Source organism: Methylobacterium sp. 4-46, assembly GCF_000019365.1.
Classification (GTDB): Bacteria; Pseudomonadota; Alphaproteobacteria; order Rhizobiales; family Beijerinckiaceae; genus Methylobacterium.
Genome location: NC_010511.1, coordinates 4,911,590 through 4,927,178 on the forward strand (window position 1 = coordinate 4,911,590; position 15,589 = coordinate 4,927,178).

Below are 15,589 nucleotides of genomic sequence, written 5' to 3' on the forward strand. Positions count from 1 at the left end.
GCGCGGCCGGCGCGCCCGCCGCCTCCCCTGGCCCCCGGGGCGCCCGGATCTATTTCCGCGCCGAGCCCCTCGCCGGACCGTTCCGATGATCCTGACCACGCTCCTGCCGGCCGCGCTCGCCGCCGCCGCGCTCGCGCCGACGCCCGCCGCCGGCTCACCCCTGGACCGCTACCGCTGGAAGGCGCGCCTGCTCGTGGTCGCCGCAACCCCGGACGACCCGCGCGTCGCGGCGCAGCGGCGCGTCCTCGCGCGGCACGAGGCCGGGGCGGCGGAGCGGAACCTCGTCCTCGTCGAGGCGGTCGGTGCGGGTCCGCAGGCAGCGGCGATCCGGCGGGCGCTCGCCCTGCCGGCGCAGGAGTTTCGCGCCGTGCTGGTGGGCAAGGACGGCACCGCCAAGCTCAGGGCCGCCGCGCCGATCCCCGCCGAGACGCTCTTCGCCACCATCGACGCCATGCCGATGCGCCGCGACGAGGCCGGCCGGCGCTGAGGCGGGGCCGCCCGAGGACGGCCCCGCTGTGACGGCCCCGCTGTCGCGGTCAGTAATCGCAGCGGGTCACCAGGACGCGCCGGTAGCCGTAGGGCGTCCAGCGCACCCGAGGCACTTGGTAACAGCCGCCGTAATCGTCGTAGCCGTAGCCGTAATAGCTCGCCGGGTAGTAGCCCCCGTAATAGTACGGGTAGGCCGAGGCGGCCGCGAGGCCGAGTCCGAGGCCGAGGCCCAGGCCGGCGGCGCCGTAGCCGTAGCCCCGGCGGTAACCGTAGCCGCGGTAGCCGTAGCCGCGATAGCCGTAGCCCCCGTAGCCGAACCGGGCGCCGCGGAAGCCGTAGCCGCCGCCGAAGGCCGGCCGTCCGAGACCGGCGCCGAAGCCCGCATTCCGGAAGCCGCCCCCGAAGCCGGCGCCGCGGAACCCGCCTCCCGCGAACCCGCCGCGGAACCCGCCCCCGCCGAGGCCGCCGCGGAATCCGCCCCCGCCGAGGCCGCCGCGGAAGCCGCCGCCACCGCCGTGGAAGCCGCCGCCGCCAAAGCCGCCGCGCGCCTCCGCCATCGTCGGGGCCAGCATAAGCGCGCCCACCAGGGCTGCCGACGCCACCATCACGCGTGTCATGTCGTCATCTCCGAATTGCGACCTGTCCCAAAAGGAAACGCGGCTGCGAGGGTTTCGGTCCCCGCTGCACAGGAAGGTGATCGCGTGCTACCGAGCGGCCCGGCGAGGCGAACGCGAGGGCCGGACATGCTTGGTTGGGGCGGGGCGAGGGCGTGGACCGCGGGGGCGCTGCTGCTCTGGGCCGTCGCGGCGCGCGCGGCCGAGCCCTGCGTGCCGGTCAGCCACGAGGGCGAGCGCTTCGTCGCCTGCACGGTGGACCTGCGCAGGAGCCGGATCAAGCTGTTCTGGCGCGGCGCCGACGGGCAGCCCTACGCCTCCCTCGGCCGCCTCGCCGCCGCGCAGGGCAAGGGGCTCAGCTTCGCGATGAATGCCGGCATGTACGATGCCGGTCTCGCGCCGGTCGGCCTCTACGTGGAGGAGGGGCGCGAGCTCAAAGCCGCCAACACGGCGAACGGCCCCGGCAATTTCCACCTCAAGCCGAACGGCGTCTTCTACGTCAGCGGCGACCGGGCCGGCGTGCTGGAGACCGGCCGCTACCTGCGCGCCCGCGTGCGGGCCGAGTACGCGACCCAGTCCGGGCCGATGCTGGTGCTCGCCGGCCGCATCCACCCGAAGATCTCGACGAACGGTCCCTCGCTGAAGATCCGCAACGGCGTCGGGGTGAGGCCCGACGGGCACGTCGCCGTCTTCGCCATCTCGGAGGCGCCGGTCACCTTCGGGGCCTTCGCCCGGCTGTTCCGCGACGCGCTCGGCTGCCCGAACGCGCTCTTCCTCGACGGCAGCGTGTCGAGCCTCTACGCGCCCGCGCTCAACCGCCAGGACCTGAGCCGCCCCCTCGGGCCGCTCGTCGGCGCGGTCCCGCGCTGAGGCCCATTTCCTTCCCGCGGCCGATGGTCTACCTGACGCCGCGATGAACCGCACCGCGCTCTATGCCGGGTCCTTCGATCCGGTGACCAACGGCCACGTGGACGTGATCCGGCAGGCCTGCCGGCTGGTCCCGCGGCTCGTCATCGCCATCGGGGTTCATCCGGGCAAGACGCCCCTGTTCGGCGCCGAGGAGCGGGCGGAGCTGCTGCGGGAGATCTGCGCGCCCCTCGCCGCCGCGGAGGGCGCGGCGCTCGACGTGGTCACCTTCGACGATCTCGCGGTCTCGGCGGCGCGGCGGGTCGGGGCGAGCCTGTTCATCCGCGGCCTGCGCGACGGGACCGACCTCGACTACGAGATGCAGCTCGCGGGGATGAACGGCGCCATGGCCCCGGAGGTGCAGACGGTCTTCCTGCCGGCCTCGACCGGCGTGCGCCCGATCACCGCCACGCTGGTGCGCCAGATCGCCGCGATGGGGGGCGACGTGCGGCCCTTCGTGCCCGATCTCGTGGCCGAGCGCCTGCGCGCCCGCTTCGCCAAGCCGTGATTTTCCAAGCCTTGATTCGCCAAGCCTTGATTCGCCAAGCCTTGTTTCGCCAAGCCCTGGGCCGATCCCGGCCGCATTCCCCAGCTGAAGGAGATTTCCCGATGATCCGCTGGCTCGTCGCCCTGGCGTTCACCGTCGCGGCATCCTTCGGCGCCGCCGCGGCGCCGGACGCCAACACGGTCTACCTCGACACCAAGGACGGCCGCATCACCATCCAGCTGCGGCCCGAACTCGCGCCCAAGCACGCGCAGCAGATCAAGACGCTGGTCCGGCAGGGCTTCTACAACGGCGTGCCGTTCCACCGGGTGATCGACGGGTTCATGGCCCAGACCGGCGACCCGACCGGCACCGGCACCGGCAAGTCGAAGCTGCCCGACCTGCCGGCCGAATTCACGCCGACGCCGTTCAAGCGCGGCACGGTCGGCATGGCCCGCTCGCAGGACCCGAACTCCGCCAACTCGCAGTTCTTCATCTGCTTCGACGAGGCGCCCTTCCTCAACAACCAGTACACGGTGGTGGGCACCGTCACCGCCGGCATGGACGTGGTCGACAAGATCAAGAAGGGCGCGAAGTCCGCCAACGGCCAAGTGCAGAACCCCGACAAGATCGTCCGGATGACGCTGGCCCAGGATGGTCAGTAGCGGGCCCGGACCGGCGGGGCTGATCGCCGCGGCGGCGGCGCTCGCCCTGGCGGCCGGCCCGGCCGCCGCCCAGTTCGAGGACGACGAGGCCCCGCTGCTGCCCTCGCTGCCCACGACCCTGCGGGCGACGGTGCGGGTGCCGGTCGACCGCGCCGCCCTGGTCTCTCCCGCCGACACGCTGGTCCAGCTCTACCCGGCGCTGGCCGCCTGCTGGGACCCGCCGCCCGGCCTCGGGCGCGGCCAGGTCACCCTGCGGCTGAGCCTCACCCGCGACGGGCGCCTCGCAGGCGTGCCGCGCGTGACCTTCGCCAGCCTGCCGCCCGAGCGGCGCCGGCCGCTCGTCGAGGCGGCGCAGCGGGCGGTCCGGGCCTGCACCCCGGTCGCCCTCACGGCGGCCCTGGGCGGGGCCGTCGCGGGCCGCCCCATCGCCCTGCGTTTCGTGTATTCCGGAGAAAAGGAGACCCGGCATGAGTGACCAGAACACCCTCGTGATGGAGACGACCAAGGGCCGCGTCGTCATCCAGCTGCGCCCCGACCTCGCCCCGAACCACGTCGAGCGGATCCGCACCCTGGCGGAGCAGGGCTTCTACGACGGCGTGCCGTTCCACCGGGTGATCGACGGGTTCATGGCCCAGACCGGCGACCCGACCGGCACCGGCACCGGCGGCTCGGACCTGCCCGACCTCAAGGCCGAGTTCAACGCCGAGCCGCACGTGCGCGGCACCTGCTCGATGGCCCGCACCAGCTTCCCGCACTCGGCGAATTCGCAGTTCTTCATCTGCTTCGCGGACGCGCCCTTCCTCAACCGCCAGTACACTGTCTGGGGCAAGGTGACCGAGGGCATGGAGGTGGTCGACCAGATCAAGCGCGGCGAGCCCGTGCGCGACCCGGACAAGATCGTCTCGATGCGGGTGAAGCAGGCCGCCTGAGCGGCACTCCGCGCCGCCTGAGCGGCGATCCGGCGCCGGTCCCGCAGGGGCCGGCGCCACCCCGCGCCCTGGACGATGCCGCGCAGGGCCGTCCGGATCAGCGCCCGCCCCGGGCGCCCCGCGGGTCACTGCAGCGTCGGCTCGCTCCCCGATCCCCGCACGAGTTCCATCTCAGTGACGGCGATCAGCACCTCGGCGCGGGTCTTCAGGTCCGGCGCCTCGAGCATCGCCTGCTTCTCGCGCGGGCCGAACGGGCTCATCATGCAGAGCGCGTTGACCAGCGCCTCGTTGGGCGCCTCCTCGATCCCGGCCCAGTCGACCTTGAGGTCGTTGGCCTCCACGAAATCCTTGAGCGCCCGCAGCACGCCCGCCCGGTCGACCCGCTCCTCGCCCGCCCGCGCGTGGAAATCCGCCGTGAAGGGATCGAAGCTCACCCGGCAGAGCCGGTAGGGCGTGGTCGTCGCCATCTCCTCCTCGACCCGGAACCGGGCGATGCCGGTGAGCGAGATCAGGTAGCGGCCGTCGCCGGTCTCGGCGAACTGGGTGATCCGCCCGGCGCAGCCGACCCGGTAGAGCTTCGGGGCGAGGGGCTGCTCGCTCGCGTCGACGTCGGGCTGGATCATCCCGATCACCCGGTCGGAGCGCAGCGCGTCGTCCACCATGGCGAGGTAGCGCGGCTCGAAGATGTTGAGCGGCATCTGGCCGCGGGGCAGCAGCAGCGCCCCCGGAAGCGGAAAGACCGGGATCACGGTCGGGCAATCGCCGGGACCCTTGTACGCCACGTTCATGCTCATCGCGCCGCCCCCGCCCCTGTCCGCGGCCGGCCCCCGGGGCGCGTGTCGCCCCGGCCGGCCTGTCACTTACGAGAACATCAGCGACGACAGCTTGCGCCGGCCCCGGATGGTCATCGGGTCCATCGGGCCCCAGGCCTCGAAGAACTGCAGCAGCTGCTTGCGCGCGGCGTCCTCGTTCCAGCCCCGGTCGCGCCGCACGATCTCGATCAGGTGGTTGACCGCATCCTCCTGGCGGCCCCGAGCGTTGAGCCCGAGCGCCAGATCGAAACGCGCCTGGTGGTCGGACGGCTCCGACTCCACCTGCCGCTGCAGCGCGCCGAGATCGCCCAGGGAGGCGGCCTGCTCGGCGAGGTCGATGGCGGCGCGCACGCTGGCCACCGCGGCGCTCTTGGCCGCCTCCGGCGGGGCCGCGTCGAGGAACTGGCGCGCGCCCTCGACGTCGCCGCGGTCGAGGACGAGCTTGGCCAGGGCGGCGATCGCGCCCGCGTGGCCGGGCTCCTGCGCCAGGACGGCGCTGTAGATCTCGGCGGCCGCGTCGGAATCGCCCTCCTGGGCCACGGCCTCCGCCTCGGCCATCAGGGCCTCGACGTCGGTCGGCCCGAGCGGGCCGACGAGGCGCTCGATGAAGGCCTTCACCTGGCCCTCGGGCAGGGCGCCCATGAAGCCGTCGACCGGCTGGCCGCGCTGGAAGGCGATCACGGCCGGGATCGACTGGATGCCGAGCTGGCCGGCGATCTGCGGGTGCTCGTCGATGTTCATCTTGACGAGCTTCACCTTGCCGCCGGCATTCTTGACCGCCTTCTCGAGGATCGGCGTCAGCTGCTTGCAGGGGCCGCACCAGGGCGCCCAGAAGTCGACCAGCACGGGCTGCCGCAGGGACTCCTGCATGACGTCCTGGCGGAAGGCGTTGGTGGTGGTGTCCTTGATCAGGGCGTCCGCGGGCGCTTGGCCGGCCGCGGGGGTGTCGGTGAGCATGAAGACCTCGGGGAAACGACGGGCGTTTCGACGGTTCCGGATAGTCCGGTGGAGTGTGACCGCCAAGACATGGGGTCGCACCGCCAGCCTGACTAGTGCGCCGGCACCACCGCCGCCAAGCAAAATCCTGCGGCGAAATCCTGCGGCGAAATCCTGCGGCGACTCCCTGCGGGGGCCGGCCCGGGGCGCCTCGCCGCGAGGCTTGCCTGTCCGGTCCCGCCCGCGTAGGCGCGGGGCACCATGCGCGCGCTGATCGACCTTCTCCGCGTGATGCGGCCGCCGGAGCGGCGGCGCATCACCCTGCTCGCCCTCGGCCTCGCCGCGTCGGGCCTGCTGGAGATCGCCGGGGTCGCCTCGGTCGTGCCCTTCCTCACCCTGGTCGGCGATCCCGGCGCGGCCTCCCGCCAGCCCGTGGTGGCGGCCCTGCGCGCGACGCTCGGTCTCACCGACGACCGCGCCTTCCTGATGGCGACCGGGCTCTCGGCGCTCGGCGCGATCCTCACCGTCAGCGTCGTGAATGCGGGCCTCACCTACGCGCAGCTCCTGTTCGCGCACCTCACCGGCTACGGCCTCGCCCGGCGCCTGCTCGCCCGCTACGTCACCCGCGACCGGCTCTTCTTCGCCCGCACCAACAGCGCCGAACTCGCCAAGAACGTGCTCAGCGAGACCGACCGGCTCGTGATCGGGGTGCTGACGCCGGGCTTCGTCATCGCCTCGCGGGCGGTCTCGGCCGGGGCGGTCGCGCTCTTCCTCCTCCTCTACGCGCCAGCGCTGGCGCTGATCCTGGGGGCCGGGTTCGGCAGCCTCTACGTCGGGCTCTACCTGCTCGTGCGCGCGCGCCTCGCCCGGATCGGCGCCCGGGCCACGGCCGACAACGAGACGCGCTTCCGCGTCGTGCAGGAGACCTTCGGGGCCCTGACGGAACTCTCGCTCTACGGCCGGGTCGGGTCGTTCACGGCCCGCTTCGACGCGCCCGCCCGGGCCTATGCGCGCGCCAGCGCGGCGAGCCTCGTGACCGGGCAGCTGCCGCGCTACGTCATCGAGGCGCTCGCCTTCGGCGGGGTCATCGTGGTGGTGCTCTACGCCCTGGCGCGCGGGCTCGACACGGCCGCGCTCCTCCCGCTCCTCGGCCTGTTCGCCTTCGCGGGCTACCGGATGCTCCCGGCCTTCCAGAACATCTTCAACTCCCTGGCGCAGCTGCGCTTCTACCTGCCGGCACTGGGCCGGATCGTGGACGAGCTCGCCCGCGAGCACCCGCTGCCGCCCCGGCCCGCCGAGCGCCTGCCCTTCCGCGAGGCGATCCGCTTCGAGGGCGTCTCCTTCGCGTACGAGCCCGGGCGGCCGGTGCTGCGCGGCCTCGACCTCGCCATCGCGGCCCACACCACCGTCGGGCTCGTCGGGCGCACCGGCTCGGGCAAGTCGACCCTGGTCGGGCTGCTCCTCGGCCTCGTCGTCCCGGGCGAGGGCGCGATCCGGATCGACGGCGTTCCCCTCGACGCGGCGCGCCTGCCCGCGTGGCAGAACCGGATCGGCTACGTGCCGCAGGACGTGTTCCTGATCGACGGCACCGTCGCCGAGAACATCGCCCTCGGCGTCGCCGCGCCCGATCCCGCCGCGATCGCGCGGGCCGCGCGCCTCGCGGGGCTCGACCCGGTCGTCGCCGCCCTGCCGGCGGGCTTCGAGACCGCCGTCGGCGAGCGCGGCGCGCGCCTGTCGGGGGGGCAGCGCCAGCGCATCGGCATCGCCCGCGCGCTCTACCACGACCCGGACGTGATCGTGTTCGACGAGGCGACCTCCGCCCTCGACGGCGAGACCGAGGCCGCCGTGATGGCCGCCATCGCGGCTCTGGCGGGCACCCGCACCATCGTGATGGTCGCCCACCGCCTCACCAGCCTCGCCCGCGCGAACGTGGTCCACGTGCTCGAGGACGGCCGCGTCGCCGAGTCCGGCCCGCCCGAGACGGTGCTGCCGCGGCTCGGGCGCCTCAAACCGGCGTGATCGCCTCGCGGGCGCCAATTTCACAGTTGAAAAATGTATAACCTCTTATATCTCGACGTCAGCTCGGATTTAGGCTAGGCGTGAGGCGGAGCCGGCTCAGGGAGCCGCTGCGTCATCTTCGCCGCCCAGGAGATATCCACATGGCCGACGCCGCCATCACCGCCTCGGATACGGGCCGCGCGCCCGGCCACGGCCGCGTCTTCGGGTCGATCACCGAGACCATCGGCAACACCCCGCTCGTGCGGCTGAACCGGCTGCCCAGGGAGCGCGGCGTCGAGGCCGAGATCCTGCTGAAGCTCGAATTCTTCAACCCGATCGCCTCCGTGAAGGACCGCATCGGCGTGAACATGATCGACGCGCTCGAAGCCTCGGGCGACCTGAAGCCCGGCGGCACCCTGGTCGAGCCGACCTCCGGCAATACCGGCATCGCGCTCGCCTTCGTGGCGGCGGCCCGCGGCTACCGGCTGATCCTGGTCATGCCCGAGACGATGTCGCTGGAGCGCCGCAAGATGCTGGCCTTCCTCGGCGCCGAACTGGTGCTCACCCCCGGCCCGCAGGGCATGAAGGGCGCGGTCGCCAAGGCCGAGGAACTCCTCAGGGAGATCCCGGGCTCGGTGATGCCCCAGCAGTTCAACAACCCGGCCAATCCCGAGATCCACCGCAAAACCACCGCGGAGGAGATCTGGAACGACACGCAGGGCCGGCTCGACGTCTTCGTGTCGGGCGTCGGCACCGGCGGCACCATCACGGGGGTCGGACAGGTGCTGAAGCCGCGGCTGCCGCAGCTGCGGCTGGTCGCGGTCGAGCCGGAGGATTCCCCGGTGCTCTCGGGCGGCAATCCCGGCCCGCACAAGATCCAGGGCATCGGCGCCGGCTTCGTGCCGAACGTGCTCGACCGCGACGTCATCGACGAGGTGGTGACGGTGTCGAACCAGACCGCCTTCGAGACCGCCCGCCTGCTCGGCCGGCTGGAAGGCATTCCGGGCGGCATCTCGACGGGCGCCAACGTGGCGGCGGCCCTGGAGATCGGCGCCCGGCCCGAGAATCGGGGCAAGCGCATCGTCACCGTCGCCTGCTCCTTCGCCGAGCGCTACATCTCCTCGGCGCTGTTCGACGGGATCTGACCGCGGAGCGGTCCGGCCTCCCGCGCCCGCGGGCGGCCGGCCGCCTCATCCGACATCCGGTTGATCGCTTCGCGATGTGGATGTCGGCTTCGCTCAGGCGCCGCGCGGGCTTGGCATACGACATCCGGTTGATCGCTTCGCCATCTCGCATTTCGGCGATGCGGATGTCGGCTTCGCTCAGGCGCCGCGCTCAGGCGCCGCGCGGGCTCGTGAGCCGGGACCCGCTTCGATCGAGCGGATCCCGGATCAGGCGACCAATTCGGGCTTGCCGGCCGTGCAATCCGGCACCGAGCGCCGGAACAGGGCCGCGCAGCGCGATTCCCGGTGCACGCTCAGGATCGAGGCCCGGTCGATATCCGGGTTCTCGGCCAGGATCCGGCGCACATCCTCGACGAGCTGCCCGTAGCGCGCCGGATCGTAGCCGCTCTCCAGCGGGCTCACGGCGATGTAGGCCTCGACGACCAGAACCTTCTCGGCCGTCTCCCGCGTGACCTCCGCGGCGATCCAGGCGGATTTCACGAGGCGGTTCGGCATGACCATGGCATACCTCCAGGATCGGGAGCCGCTCTCCCGGCGGCTTGTCTCCGCCCGAGACTGCGACAGGACGCGGCGGGATGAAAGAGGGTGGGCCGGGTTTCGCCCCGTTTCGCTCCGTCACCGGGCCCGGCGGAAGGCCGAATCCTCGTGAATGCGGATCGCGCCAGGCAACTTCGCGCCGCGCCGCCTGTTGAACCCGGATCGCGACACCAGCCGCAGGAGCCGAGCATGGGGCCGGGCATGACGAGGACCGACGGAACGGACCGGGACTTCGACCGCGAGTCGGATCGCGCCGGCGCGGCGGGCCGGGACCGCCAGCCGCCGCGCGGGCGCCCGGAGGGGGCCGGACGCCCGGCCGACGCTCCGCCGCCCGCGGCGAAGGAGGCGATCGCGCGGGCCACCGCCGCCCTCGGCGACGAGGAGGACGGCCGATGAGCGACGAGACCCGGGAGCAGGCCCGTCCGGCGCGCACCGACCGGCCGGTGACGGCCGAGGATCTGAAGGGCGTGGCGGCGGTGCCGCAGGACGGCAAGGGAGCGGAGAACCGCTCGGGTGCAGACGCGTCCGACCGGCAGGGCGACGAGACCGATCCCGGCACCGGCTGACGTCTCGACGGCGGCGCGCCCGCACCCCATCTTGGCCCGGTTCCGCGGGGCGTCTCGGCCTCGCCCGACCAGGAGAGCGCGATGGCGACGCGGGGGTTCACGGGCCGGCGCCCGTCACGGCCTGTCGAGGAGCGGCTGCCGCCCGGGCAGTACCTGACCGAGGATTTCCCGGTCCTGCAGCTCGGCCCGACCCCCCGCATCGCGCTGCGGGACTGGCGCTTCACCCTCTGGCAGGGCCCCAGGCCGCTGAAGAGCTGGACCTGGGAGGAGTTCCAGACCCTGCCGCGCAGCGGATGGCGCGGGGACATCCATTGCGTGACGAAGTGGTCGAAGTTCGACACGGGCTGGGAGGGAGTTCGCGTCGACGACCTGCTGACGGCGGCCGGGATCGCGGCCCCGACCGCCTTCGTGCTCGCCGAGGGCTACGACGACTACACCACCAACGTCCCCTTCGCCGATCTCGCGGGCGACCGGGCGATGGTGGCGACCCACTACGACGGCGCGCCGATCGCGCCCGACCACGGCGGCCCGGCCCGGCTCCTGGTGCCGCACCTGTACTTCTGGAAGAGCGCCAAGTGGGTGAAGGGCCTGCGCTTCACCCCGAAGGACGAGGCCGGGTTCTGGGAGCTGCGCGGCTACCACATGTACGGCGACCCCTGGCGCGAGCAGCGCTTCTCGGACGATTGAGGTGGTCCTCGCCTGGCAGGAGGCGGTGATCACCGGCATCGCCGCCGAGACGCCGCGGGTGAAGCGCTTCACGCTGCGGCCCGACCGACCCTTCGCCTTCCGGGCCGGCCAGCACGTGGACGTGCGCCTGACCGCCCCCGACGGCTACCAGGCGCAGCGCAGCTACTCGATCGCCTCCGCGCCGGGCTCCGACGCCTTCGACCTGATGATCGAGCGCCTCGACGCCGGCGAGGTCTCGACCTTCTTCGCGGACGTGGCGGAGGCCGGCGACCGGATCGAGCTGCGCGGGCCGATCGGCGCCTTCGCCTGGGGGGCGGGGGAGGGCGGACCCCTCCTGCTGGTCGGGGGCGGCTCGGGCGTGGTGCCGCTCCTGTCGATGCTGCGCCACCGCGCCGCGGCCGCGCCGGGCGTGCCCGCGCTCCTCGTCTACTCGGCGCGCACGCCCGACGAGGTCATCGCCCGCGAGGAATTGCTGCGGCGGGACGCGGACGAGCCGCATTTTCAGCTGATGCTGACCCTCACCCGCGTGCCCGGAGGGCGGCGCCTGGACGCGGCGCGCGTGGCGGAGGCGCTGGCCCGCCTCGGCCCGCCCGCGCACGCCTTCGTGTGCGGCGGCAACCCGTTCGTGAGCGCCGCGAGCGACCTCCTGATCGATGCGGGCGTCGCGCGCGGCCTCATCCGCACGGAGCGGTTCGGGGGCTGAGGCGATGGTCCCGCCGCGGCGGCTCGGCCGCGCTTGACCGGCGGCGGCATCCGCGCCACGGCGGGCGCCTCGCAAGCCCCGGAGACCGCCCCGATGAGCCCGGAGACGAATCACGACCTCGTCGCGCGCCTCGCCGCCCGCCTCGGCCCGGCCGGGCTCCTCACGGCGGAGAGCGACGTCGCGCCCTACGCCGTCGATTGGCGCCGGCTCTTTCCCGGGCGCCCGGCCTGCGTCGCCCGCCCGGCCTCGACCGGGGAGGTCGCCGAGGTCGTGCGGCTGTGCCGCGAGGCCGGCGCGGCGATCGTGCCCCAGGGCGGCAATACCGGGCTCGCGGGCGGTGCCGCGCCGGATCGGTCCGGCACGCAGGTCGTGCTCTCCCTCGGCCGCATGGCGGCGATCCGGGCGGTCGATCCGGTCGGGCTGACCCTCACGGCCGAGGCCGGCTGCGTGCTCAGGACCGCGCAGGACGCCGCCGCCGCCGTGAACCGCGTCCTGCCGATCAGCTTCGCGGCCGAGGGCTCGGCCATGGTCGGGGGCGTCGTCGCCACCAATGCGGGCGGGCTCAACGTCGTGCGCCACGGCATGACCCGCGCCAACGTGCTGGGGCTCGAAGTCGTGCTCGCCGACGGCAGCGTCGTCGCGGGCCTGCGCGCCCTGCGCAAGGACAATGCCGGCTACGACTGGAAGCAGCTCTTCGTCGGCTCGGAGGGCACGCTCGGCGTGATCACCGCCGCGGTGCTGCGGCTCGCCGCGCGCCCGCGCCACGTGGCGACGGCGCTCCTCGCCGTGCCGGATCCCGAGGCGGCGCTTCGCCTCTTCACCCTCGCCCAGGACGAACTCGGCGAGGCCATCCAGGCCTTCGAGCTGATCTCCGGCCTCTCCCTCGCCCTGGTCGCCCGTCACGGCGGCCCGCGCAACCCGCTCGGCCCGAGCCCCTGGTACGTCCTCGTCGAGGCCGCCTCCTCGCTTCCCGCCCTGCGCGAGGCGGCCGAGGCCGTGCTCGGCGCGGCGCTGGAGCAGGGTGACGCGCAGGACGGCGTGCTGGCCGAGTCGGGCCAGCAGGCGGCCGGGCTGTGGGCCCTGCGCGAGGGCATCACCGAGGCCGAGGCGAAGGAGGGGCGGGGCGTCAAGCACGACGTCTCGGTGCCGATCGCCGCCATCCCGGCCTTCCTGGCCGCGGCGGACCGGGCCCTCGCGGACAAGCTGCCCGGCGCGCGGCCTAACGCCTTCGGCCACATGGGCGACGGCAACATCCATTACAACGTGCTGGCGACGGCCGACCAAGCGGGCGAGGCGGTCAACGCCGTCGTCCACGACGTGGTCGAGGCCTTCGGCGGCAGCATCTCGGCCGAGCACGGCATCGGCCAGTACCGGGCGGCGGAACTGGTCCGGCGCCGCACCCCGGAGGAGATCGCCCTCGCGCGCCGGATCAAGGCCGCCCTGGACCCGGAGGGCCTGCTCAACCCGGGCAAGGTGCTGCCCCTCTGAAGGGCGGCGCGACTCGGGGGAGAGGGAGACCGCCCGACGCGACGCCCGGACCGGGGTCAGTTCACCGGCTGCTCGTCGAGGCGGAACGCGAAGGTCGCGCTGTACTCGTCGCGGTCGGCGAGGTCGGGCGTCGCCGAGGGGCTGACGCTGTGGCGCGCCGTGATCAGCTGCGCCCCCGCCTTGCGGATCGGCACCGTCGCCACGCCCTCCGCGTCCGTGAGGACGCGCGGCGCCTGCGCCGGGTCGAGGTCGGCGCTGCCCTCGCCGTAATTCACCACCGCCCCGGCGAGGGGCTCGGAGCGGAACAGCACGCGCACCCGGATCGCCCCGGCGGTGGCGGCCGGCACTTCGAGCGGCACGATCTCCAGCGTGTGGCCCACAACCTTCGACCAGGGGGCGGCGGGGCCGAGGGCGGCCTTGGCGAAGCGCACGGCCCAGCGGCTGTCCCGGGCGTCCGGGACGAGGCGGCGGCTGGTGTTGCGGCCGCTCCCGTCCATGAGCGTCACCCAGTAGCCGCTGTCGTAGGTCGCGGCGAGGAGCGTGCGGGCGGCCTTGGTCGGCAGGGCGGCCACGAGCGCGGGCGGCACCTCCGGCGGGCTCGGCGTCAGGGGCGCCACCAGGCTGACGGTCTGGTCGGGCGTGATCGCCTGCAGGTCGATCACCTTGGGCTTGGCCGGGGCCAAGCGCTGCCGCGGAGAGCCGAAATTCACCCGGACCTGCGGCCCCGCCTCCGGCGTGCTCAGGGTCAGCCACAGGTCGTGCGCGCGGGCCGGCGCGGTGAGCACCGCCAGGGCCGCCACCGCCACCGCCACCGGCCGCGGGCTGCGGAAAGGAAACATCGGCCGCTCTGCCTCCTGGCGCGTGGGGAGAACCGCTCACACGTGGGGTTCGCGAACGCGAGGTCAAGCGGGAGCGCGCCGTCCGGGAGGGGCGCGGACGGCCTCCGACGCGGCTTTCAGGCGCGGCGCCCCCCGGGCTGCGCCGCCCCGAGGCCCGCGCCCGCAAGTCGCGATCGAGCGCCCGTTCATGAACGATACCACATCCGCGCCGGTCGCATCTTGCCGAAACTGTGCAGACACTTTCGCCTCGTGCGAAATCGCACCTCACGGGCGCATAGCGGCCGTGCTGTGCCCGCGAGGTCTTGCCGAGCAGCCCAGAAAGATACCAGAGTTCCGCCCGGCCGATTGGGGATGATCGGTCTTTCTCCAGGTCGATGCTTCGGCCCCCCCGCCTCGGGGGAGCGCCCCCGCACGCCTGGGCCGCAGCCGCCGGGGGGCACCGTCATGCCGCTGTCGCAGGGCGAATTCTCTGATCTGGTCGGCCGCATCTACGATTGCGGGCGCGATCCGGAGCTCTGGCCGGACACGCTCGCGCGGCTCGTCGAGGCGCTCGGCGCCGTGGCAGGCTGGATCGGCGTGCACGATGCCGAGACCGGAACCGGGCGGCTCGCCGTCGATGTCGGGCTGTCGCCGGATCACCGCTCCCTCTACGCGGAGCGCTTCGCCGGCCTCTCCCCGCTCGCCCTGGGCACGTGGTTCACGCAGGTCGGCGACGTGGTCGGCCTCTCGGAGCTCATCGACCGGGACGCGTTCCGCGGCACGCATTTCTACCGGGAATGGTGCCGGCCGCAGCAGGTCGAGGACCTGATCGCCGGCGTGCTGACCAAGGCCTCGGGGGGATGCGGCAGCCTGTCGGCCTCCTTCGACCGGCCGGTCTCGCTGGAGGCGCGGGAGCTGATGACGCTCCTGCTGCCGCACGTGCGCCGGGCCGTCGAGACGGGCCAGCTCCTCGCCGAGCAGTGCGGCGAGGCGGAGGGCCTGTCCTCGGCCATGGACGCGCTCAGCCTGGGCGTGTTCCTGCTCGACGCGGCGGGCCGGGTGCTGCGCGCGAACGCCGCCGCCGAGGCGATCCTGCGCCAGGGCGACGCCCTGCGGCGCCTGCCGGCGGGCACGCTGGCCACGGCGGAGCCCTGGTCGCAGGGGGCGCTCGAGGGGGCCCTCGCGGCCTGCCGCGACGACGACCGCACCCGCTGCCGCGCGGCGCTGCCGTTCCCCTCGCGCCGCGGGTCCGGTCCGCGGGGCGGCCTCGTCGGGCAGATCGTCCCGGTCCGCGGCGCGGCATGCGGGTCCCGGGCGGGGCGGGGGGGCGAGGGGGAACGCCAGCCGGTGGCGGCCCTGTTCGTGCAGGATCCCGACGCGGCCGTGTCGATTCCGAGCGAGGCGCTGGAGCGCCTCTACGGGCTGACCCAGGGCGAATTGCGGGTGCTGCGGGGCCTGATGCAGGACATGACCCTGAGCGAGATCGCCGAGGCCTACGGCATCGGCGTGGCGACGGTGCGCACGCACCTCGCGCGCCTGTTCGACAAGACCGGGACCCGCCGGCAGGCCGAGCTGCTGCGGGCGGTGATGGCCGCCGCCCCGGCTTTGCGCCCCGCCGAGGCGCGCCCCGGCCCGGCCGGGCGCCTCGCCGCGACCGCGTGAGCCCGGGACGCTGACGCACCGGGCCGGCGACGCTCTCGCATGGTCAACACGCGCCAAGGGCTCGACGGCCCTTCGTGAACCGAACCGGCGGTCACGCCTCGTCACCGCCGG

The 15,589-nt window shown here is 73.7% G+C and carries 19 protein-coding genes; 14 read left to right on the plus strand and 5 right to left on the minus strand.

Going from position 1 to position 15,589, the window contains the following annotated elements:
* The first annotated feature begins 85 nt into the window (after positions 1–85).
* Positions 86–487: a DUF4174 domain-containing protein gene (locus tag M446_RS21345; protein WP_012334186.1), complete on the plus strand. Its 402-nt coding sequence runs from the start codon at positions 86–88 to the stop codon at positions 485–487.
* A gap of 49 nt (positions 488–536) precedes the next feature.
* Here M446_RS21345 and M446_RS21350 read toward each other — a convergent pair whose 3' ends face one another.
* Positions 537–1,106 carry a hypothetical protein gene (locus tag M446_RS21350; RefSeq protein ID WP_043701492.1) on the minus strand — a complete coding sequence of 190 codons (570 nt, stop codon included), beginning with the start codon at positions 1,104–1,106 and terminating at the stop codon, positions 537–539.
* A gap of 126 nt (positions 1,107–1,232) precedes the next feature.
* Here M446_RS21350 and M446_RS21355 point away from each other — a divergent pair, with 126 nt between their 5' ends.
* The 5 genes from M446_RS21355 to M446_RS21375 all read left to right on the plus strand — a co-directional run bounded on the left by M446_RS21355 (position 1,233) and on the right by M446_RS21375 (position 4,087).
* A complete protein-coding gene (locus M446_RS21355; protein WP_012334188.1) occupies positions 1,233–1,973 on the plus strand; it encodes a phosphodiester glycosidase family protein in 741 nt (246 codons plus the stop codon).
* Positions 1,974–2,016: 43 nt separating this feature from the next.
* Positions 2,017–2,517, plus strand: coding sequence for a pantetheine-phosphate adenylyltransferase (gene coaD / locus M446_RS21360; protein ID WP_012334189.1), 501 nt, complete (start codon positions 2,017–2,019; stop codon positions 2,515–2,517).
* Between the two features lie 101 nt (positions 2,518–2,618).
* Positions 2,619–3,158 carry a peptidylprolyl isomerase gene (locus M446_RS21365; RefSeq protein WP_012334190.1) on the plus strand — a complete coding sequence of 180 codons (540 nt, stop codon included), beginning with the start codon at positions 2,619–2,621 and terminating at the stop codon, positions 3,156–3,158.
* The gene (locus M446_RS21370; RefSeq protein ID WP_012334191.1) at positions 3,148–3,633 is read left to right on the plus strand and encodes a hypothetical protein; all 486 of its coding nucleotides are present in this window, start codon (positions 3,148–3,150) and stop codon (positions 3,631–3,633) included. Before M446_RS21365 ends, M446_RS21370 begins: the two co-directional genes overlap by 11 nt.
* Positions 3,626–4,087, plus strand: a complete 462-nt coding sequence (locus M446_RS21375; RefSeq protein WP_012334192.1) for a peptidylprolyl isomerase — start codon at positions 3,626–3,628, stop codon at positions 4,085–4,087. The genes M446_RS21370 and M446_RS21375 overlap by 8 nt, the downstream gene beginning before the upstream one ends.
* Positions 4,088–4,212: 125 nt before the next feature.
* Here the strand turns inward: M446_RS21375 and M446_RS21380 are convergent, their stop codons facing one another.
* Both M446_RS21380 and trxA read right to left on the minus strand, forming a co-directional pair.
* Positions 4,213–4,881: an LON peptidase substrate-binding domain-containing protein gene (locus tag M446_RS21380; protein ID WP_012334193.1), complete on the minus strand. Its 669-nt coding sequence runs from the start codon at positions 4,879–4,881 to the stop codon at positions 4,213–4,215.
* A 66-nt stretch (positions 4,882–4,947) separates the two neighbouring features.
* Positions 4,948–5,856, minus strand: a complete 909-nt coding sequence (gene trxA / locus M446_RS21385) for a thioredoxin (RefSeq protein WP_012334194.1) — start codon at positions 5,854–5,856, stop codon at positions 4,948–4,950.
* A gap of 240 nt (positions 5,857–6,096) precedes the next feature.
* Here trxA and M446_RS21390 point away from each other — a divergent pair, with 240 nt between their 5' ends.
* On the plus strand, positions 6,097–7,854 hold the full coding sequence (locus M446_RS21390) for an ABC transporter ATP-binding protein (protein ID WP_012334195.1): 1,758 nt from the start codon (positions 6,097–6,099) through the stop codon (positions 7,852–7,854).
* 140 nt (positions 7,855–7,994) lie between these two features.
* A complete protein-coding gene (cysK, locus tag M446_RS21395) occupies positions 7,995–8,978 on the plus strand; it encodes a cysteine synthase A (RefSeq protein ID WP_012334196.1) in 984 nt (327 codons plus the stop codon).
* A 246-nt stretch (positions 8,979–9,224) separates the two neighbouring features.
* Here cysK and M446_RS21400 read toward each other — a convergent pair whose 3' ends face one another.
* Positions 9,225–9,518 carry a hypothetical protein gene (locus M446_RS21400; protein ID WP_012334197.1) on the minus strand — a complete coding sequence of 98 codons (294 nt, stop codon included), beginning with the start codon at positions 9,516–9,518 and terminating at the stop codon, positions 9,225–9,227.
* Between the two features lie 237 nt (positions 9,519–9,755).
* On the opposite strand from M446_RS21400, the gene M446_RS21405 reads away from it, so the two are divergent.
* From M446_RS21405 to M446_RS21420, 5 genes are all read left to right on the plus strand, one after another.
* Complete coding sequence (locus M446_RS21405; protein ID WP_236728655.1) at positions 9,756–9,950, plus strand: hypothetical protein; 195 nt, start codon at positions 9,756–9,758, stop codon at positions 9,948–9,950.
* Positions 9,947–10,120, plus strand: coding sequence for a hypothetical protein (locus tag M446_RS38255; protein ID WP_012334199.1), 174 nt, complete (start codon positions 9,947–9,949; stop codon positions 10,118–10,120). The genes M446_RS21405 and M446_RS38255 overlap by 4 nt, the downstream gene beginning before the upstream one ends.
* An 81-nt stretch (positions 10,121–10,201) precedes the next feature.
* Positions 10,202–10,807, plus strand: a complete 606-nt coding sequence (locus M446_RS21410) for a sulfite oxidase-like oxidoreductase (protein ID WP_012334200.1) — start codon at positions 10,202–10,204, stop codon at positions 10,805–10,807.
* Between the two features lies 1 nt (position 10,808).
* Positions 10,809–11,510 (plus strand): FAD-binding oxidoreductase, encoded by a 702-nt coding sequence (locus M446_RS21415; protein WP_012334201.1) that lies wholly within the window; start codon positions 10,809–10,811, stop codon positions 11,508–11,510.
* A 93-nt stretch (positions 11,511–11,603) separates the two neighbouring features.
* On the plus strand, positions 11,604–12,998 hold the full coding sequence (locus tag M446_RS21420) for an FAD-binding oxidoreductase (RefSeq protein WP_012334202.1): 1,395 nt from the start codon (positions 11,604–11,606) through the stop codon (positions 12,996–12,998).
* A 56-nt stretch (positions 12,999–13,054) separates the two neighbouring features.
* On the opposite strand, the gene M446_RS21425 is transcribed toward M446_RS21420, so the two are convergent.
* Positions 13,055–13,837, minus strand: a complete 783-nt coding sequence (locus M446_RS21425) for a DUF4198 domain-containing protein (protein ID WP_012334203.1) — start codon at positions 13,835–13,837, stop codon at positions 13,055–13,057.
* Between the two features lie 444 nt (positions 13,838–14,281).
* Between M446_RS21425 and M446_RS21430 the strand changes: the two genes are divergently transcribed.
* A complete protein-coding gene (locus M446_RS21430; protein ID WP_012334204.1) occupies positions 14,282–15,478 on the plus strand; it encodes a helix-turn-helix transcriptional regulator in 1,197 nt (398 codons plus the stop codon).
* The last annotated feature ends 111 nt before the right edge of the window (positions 15,479–15,589 follow it).

Coding starts and splice junctions, on each gene's coding strand:
- M446_RS21345 (WP_012334186.1), top strand. CDS start 86: ATGATCCTGACCACGCTCCTGCCGGCCGCGCTCGCCGCCGCCGCGCTC.
- M446_RS21350 (WP_043701492.1), bottom strand. CDS start 1,106: ATGACACGCGTGATGGTGGCGTCGGCAGCCCTGGTGGGCGCGCTTATG.
- M446_RS21355 (WP_012334188.1), top strand. CDS start 1,233: ATGCTTGGTTGGGGCGGGGCGAGGGCGTGGACCGCGGGGGCGCTGCTG.
- coaD (WP_012334189.1), top strand. CDS start 2,017: ATGAACCGCACCGCGCTCTATGCCGGGTCCTTCGATCCGGTGACCAAC.
- M446_RS21365 (WP_012334190.1), top strand. CDS start 2,619: ATGATCCGCTGGCTCGTCGCCCTGGCGTTCACCGTCGCGGCATCCTTC.
- M446_RS21370 (WP_012334191.1), top strand. CDS start 3,148: ATGGTCAGTAGCGGGCCCGGACCGGCGGGGCTGATCGCCGCGGCGGCG.
- M446_RS21375 (WP_012334192.1), top strand. CDS start 3,626: ATGAGTGACCAGAACACCCTCGTGATGGAGACGACCAAGGGCCGCGTC.
- M446_RS21380 (WP_012334193.1), bottom strand. CDS start 4,881: ATGAGCATGAACGTGGCGTACAAGGGTCCCGGCGATTGCCCGACCGTG.
- trxA (WP_012334194.1), bottom strand. CDS start 5,856: ATGCTCACCGACACCCCCGCGGCCGGCCAAGCGCCCGCGGACGCCCTG.
- M446_RS21390 (WP_012334195.1), top strand. CDS start 6,097: ATGCGCGCGCTGATCGACCTTCTCCGCGTGATGCGGCCGCCGGAGCGG.
- cysK (WP_012334196.1), top strand. CDS start 7,995: ATGGCCGACGCCGCCATCACCGCCTCGGATACGGGCCGCGCGCCCGGC.
- M446_RS21400 (WP_012334197.1), bottom strand. CDS start 9,518: ATGGTCATGCCGAACCGCCTCGTGAAATCCGCCTGGATCGCCGCGGAG.
- M446_RS21405 (WP_236728655.1), top strand. CDS start 9,756: ATGACGAGGACCGACGGAACGGACCGGGACTTCGACCGCGAGTCGGAT.
- M446_RS38255 (WP_012334199.1), top strand. CDS start 9,947: ATGAGCGACGAGACCCGGGAGCAGGCCCGTCCGGCGCGCACCGACCGG.
- M446_RS21410 (WP_012334200.1), top strand. CDS start 10,202: ATGGCGACGCGGGGGTTCACGGGCCGGCGCCCGTCACGGCCTGTCGAG.
- M446_RS21420 (WP_012334202.1), top strand. CDS start 11,604: ATGAGCCCGGAGACGAATCACGACCTCGTCGCGCGCCTCGCCGCCCGC.
- M446_RS21425 (WP_012334203.1), bottom strand. CDS start 13,837: ATGTTTCCTTTCCGCAGCCCGCGGCCGGTGGCGGTGGCGGTGGCGGCC.
- M446_RS21430 (WP_012334204.1), top strand. CDS start 14,282: ATGCCGCTGTCGCAGGGCGAATTCTCTGATCTGGTCGGCCGCATCTAC.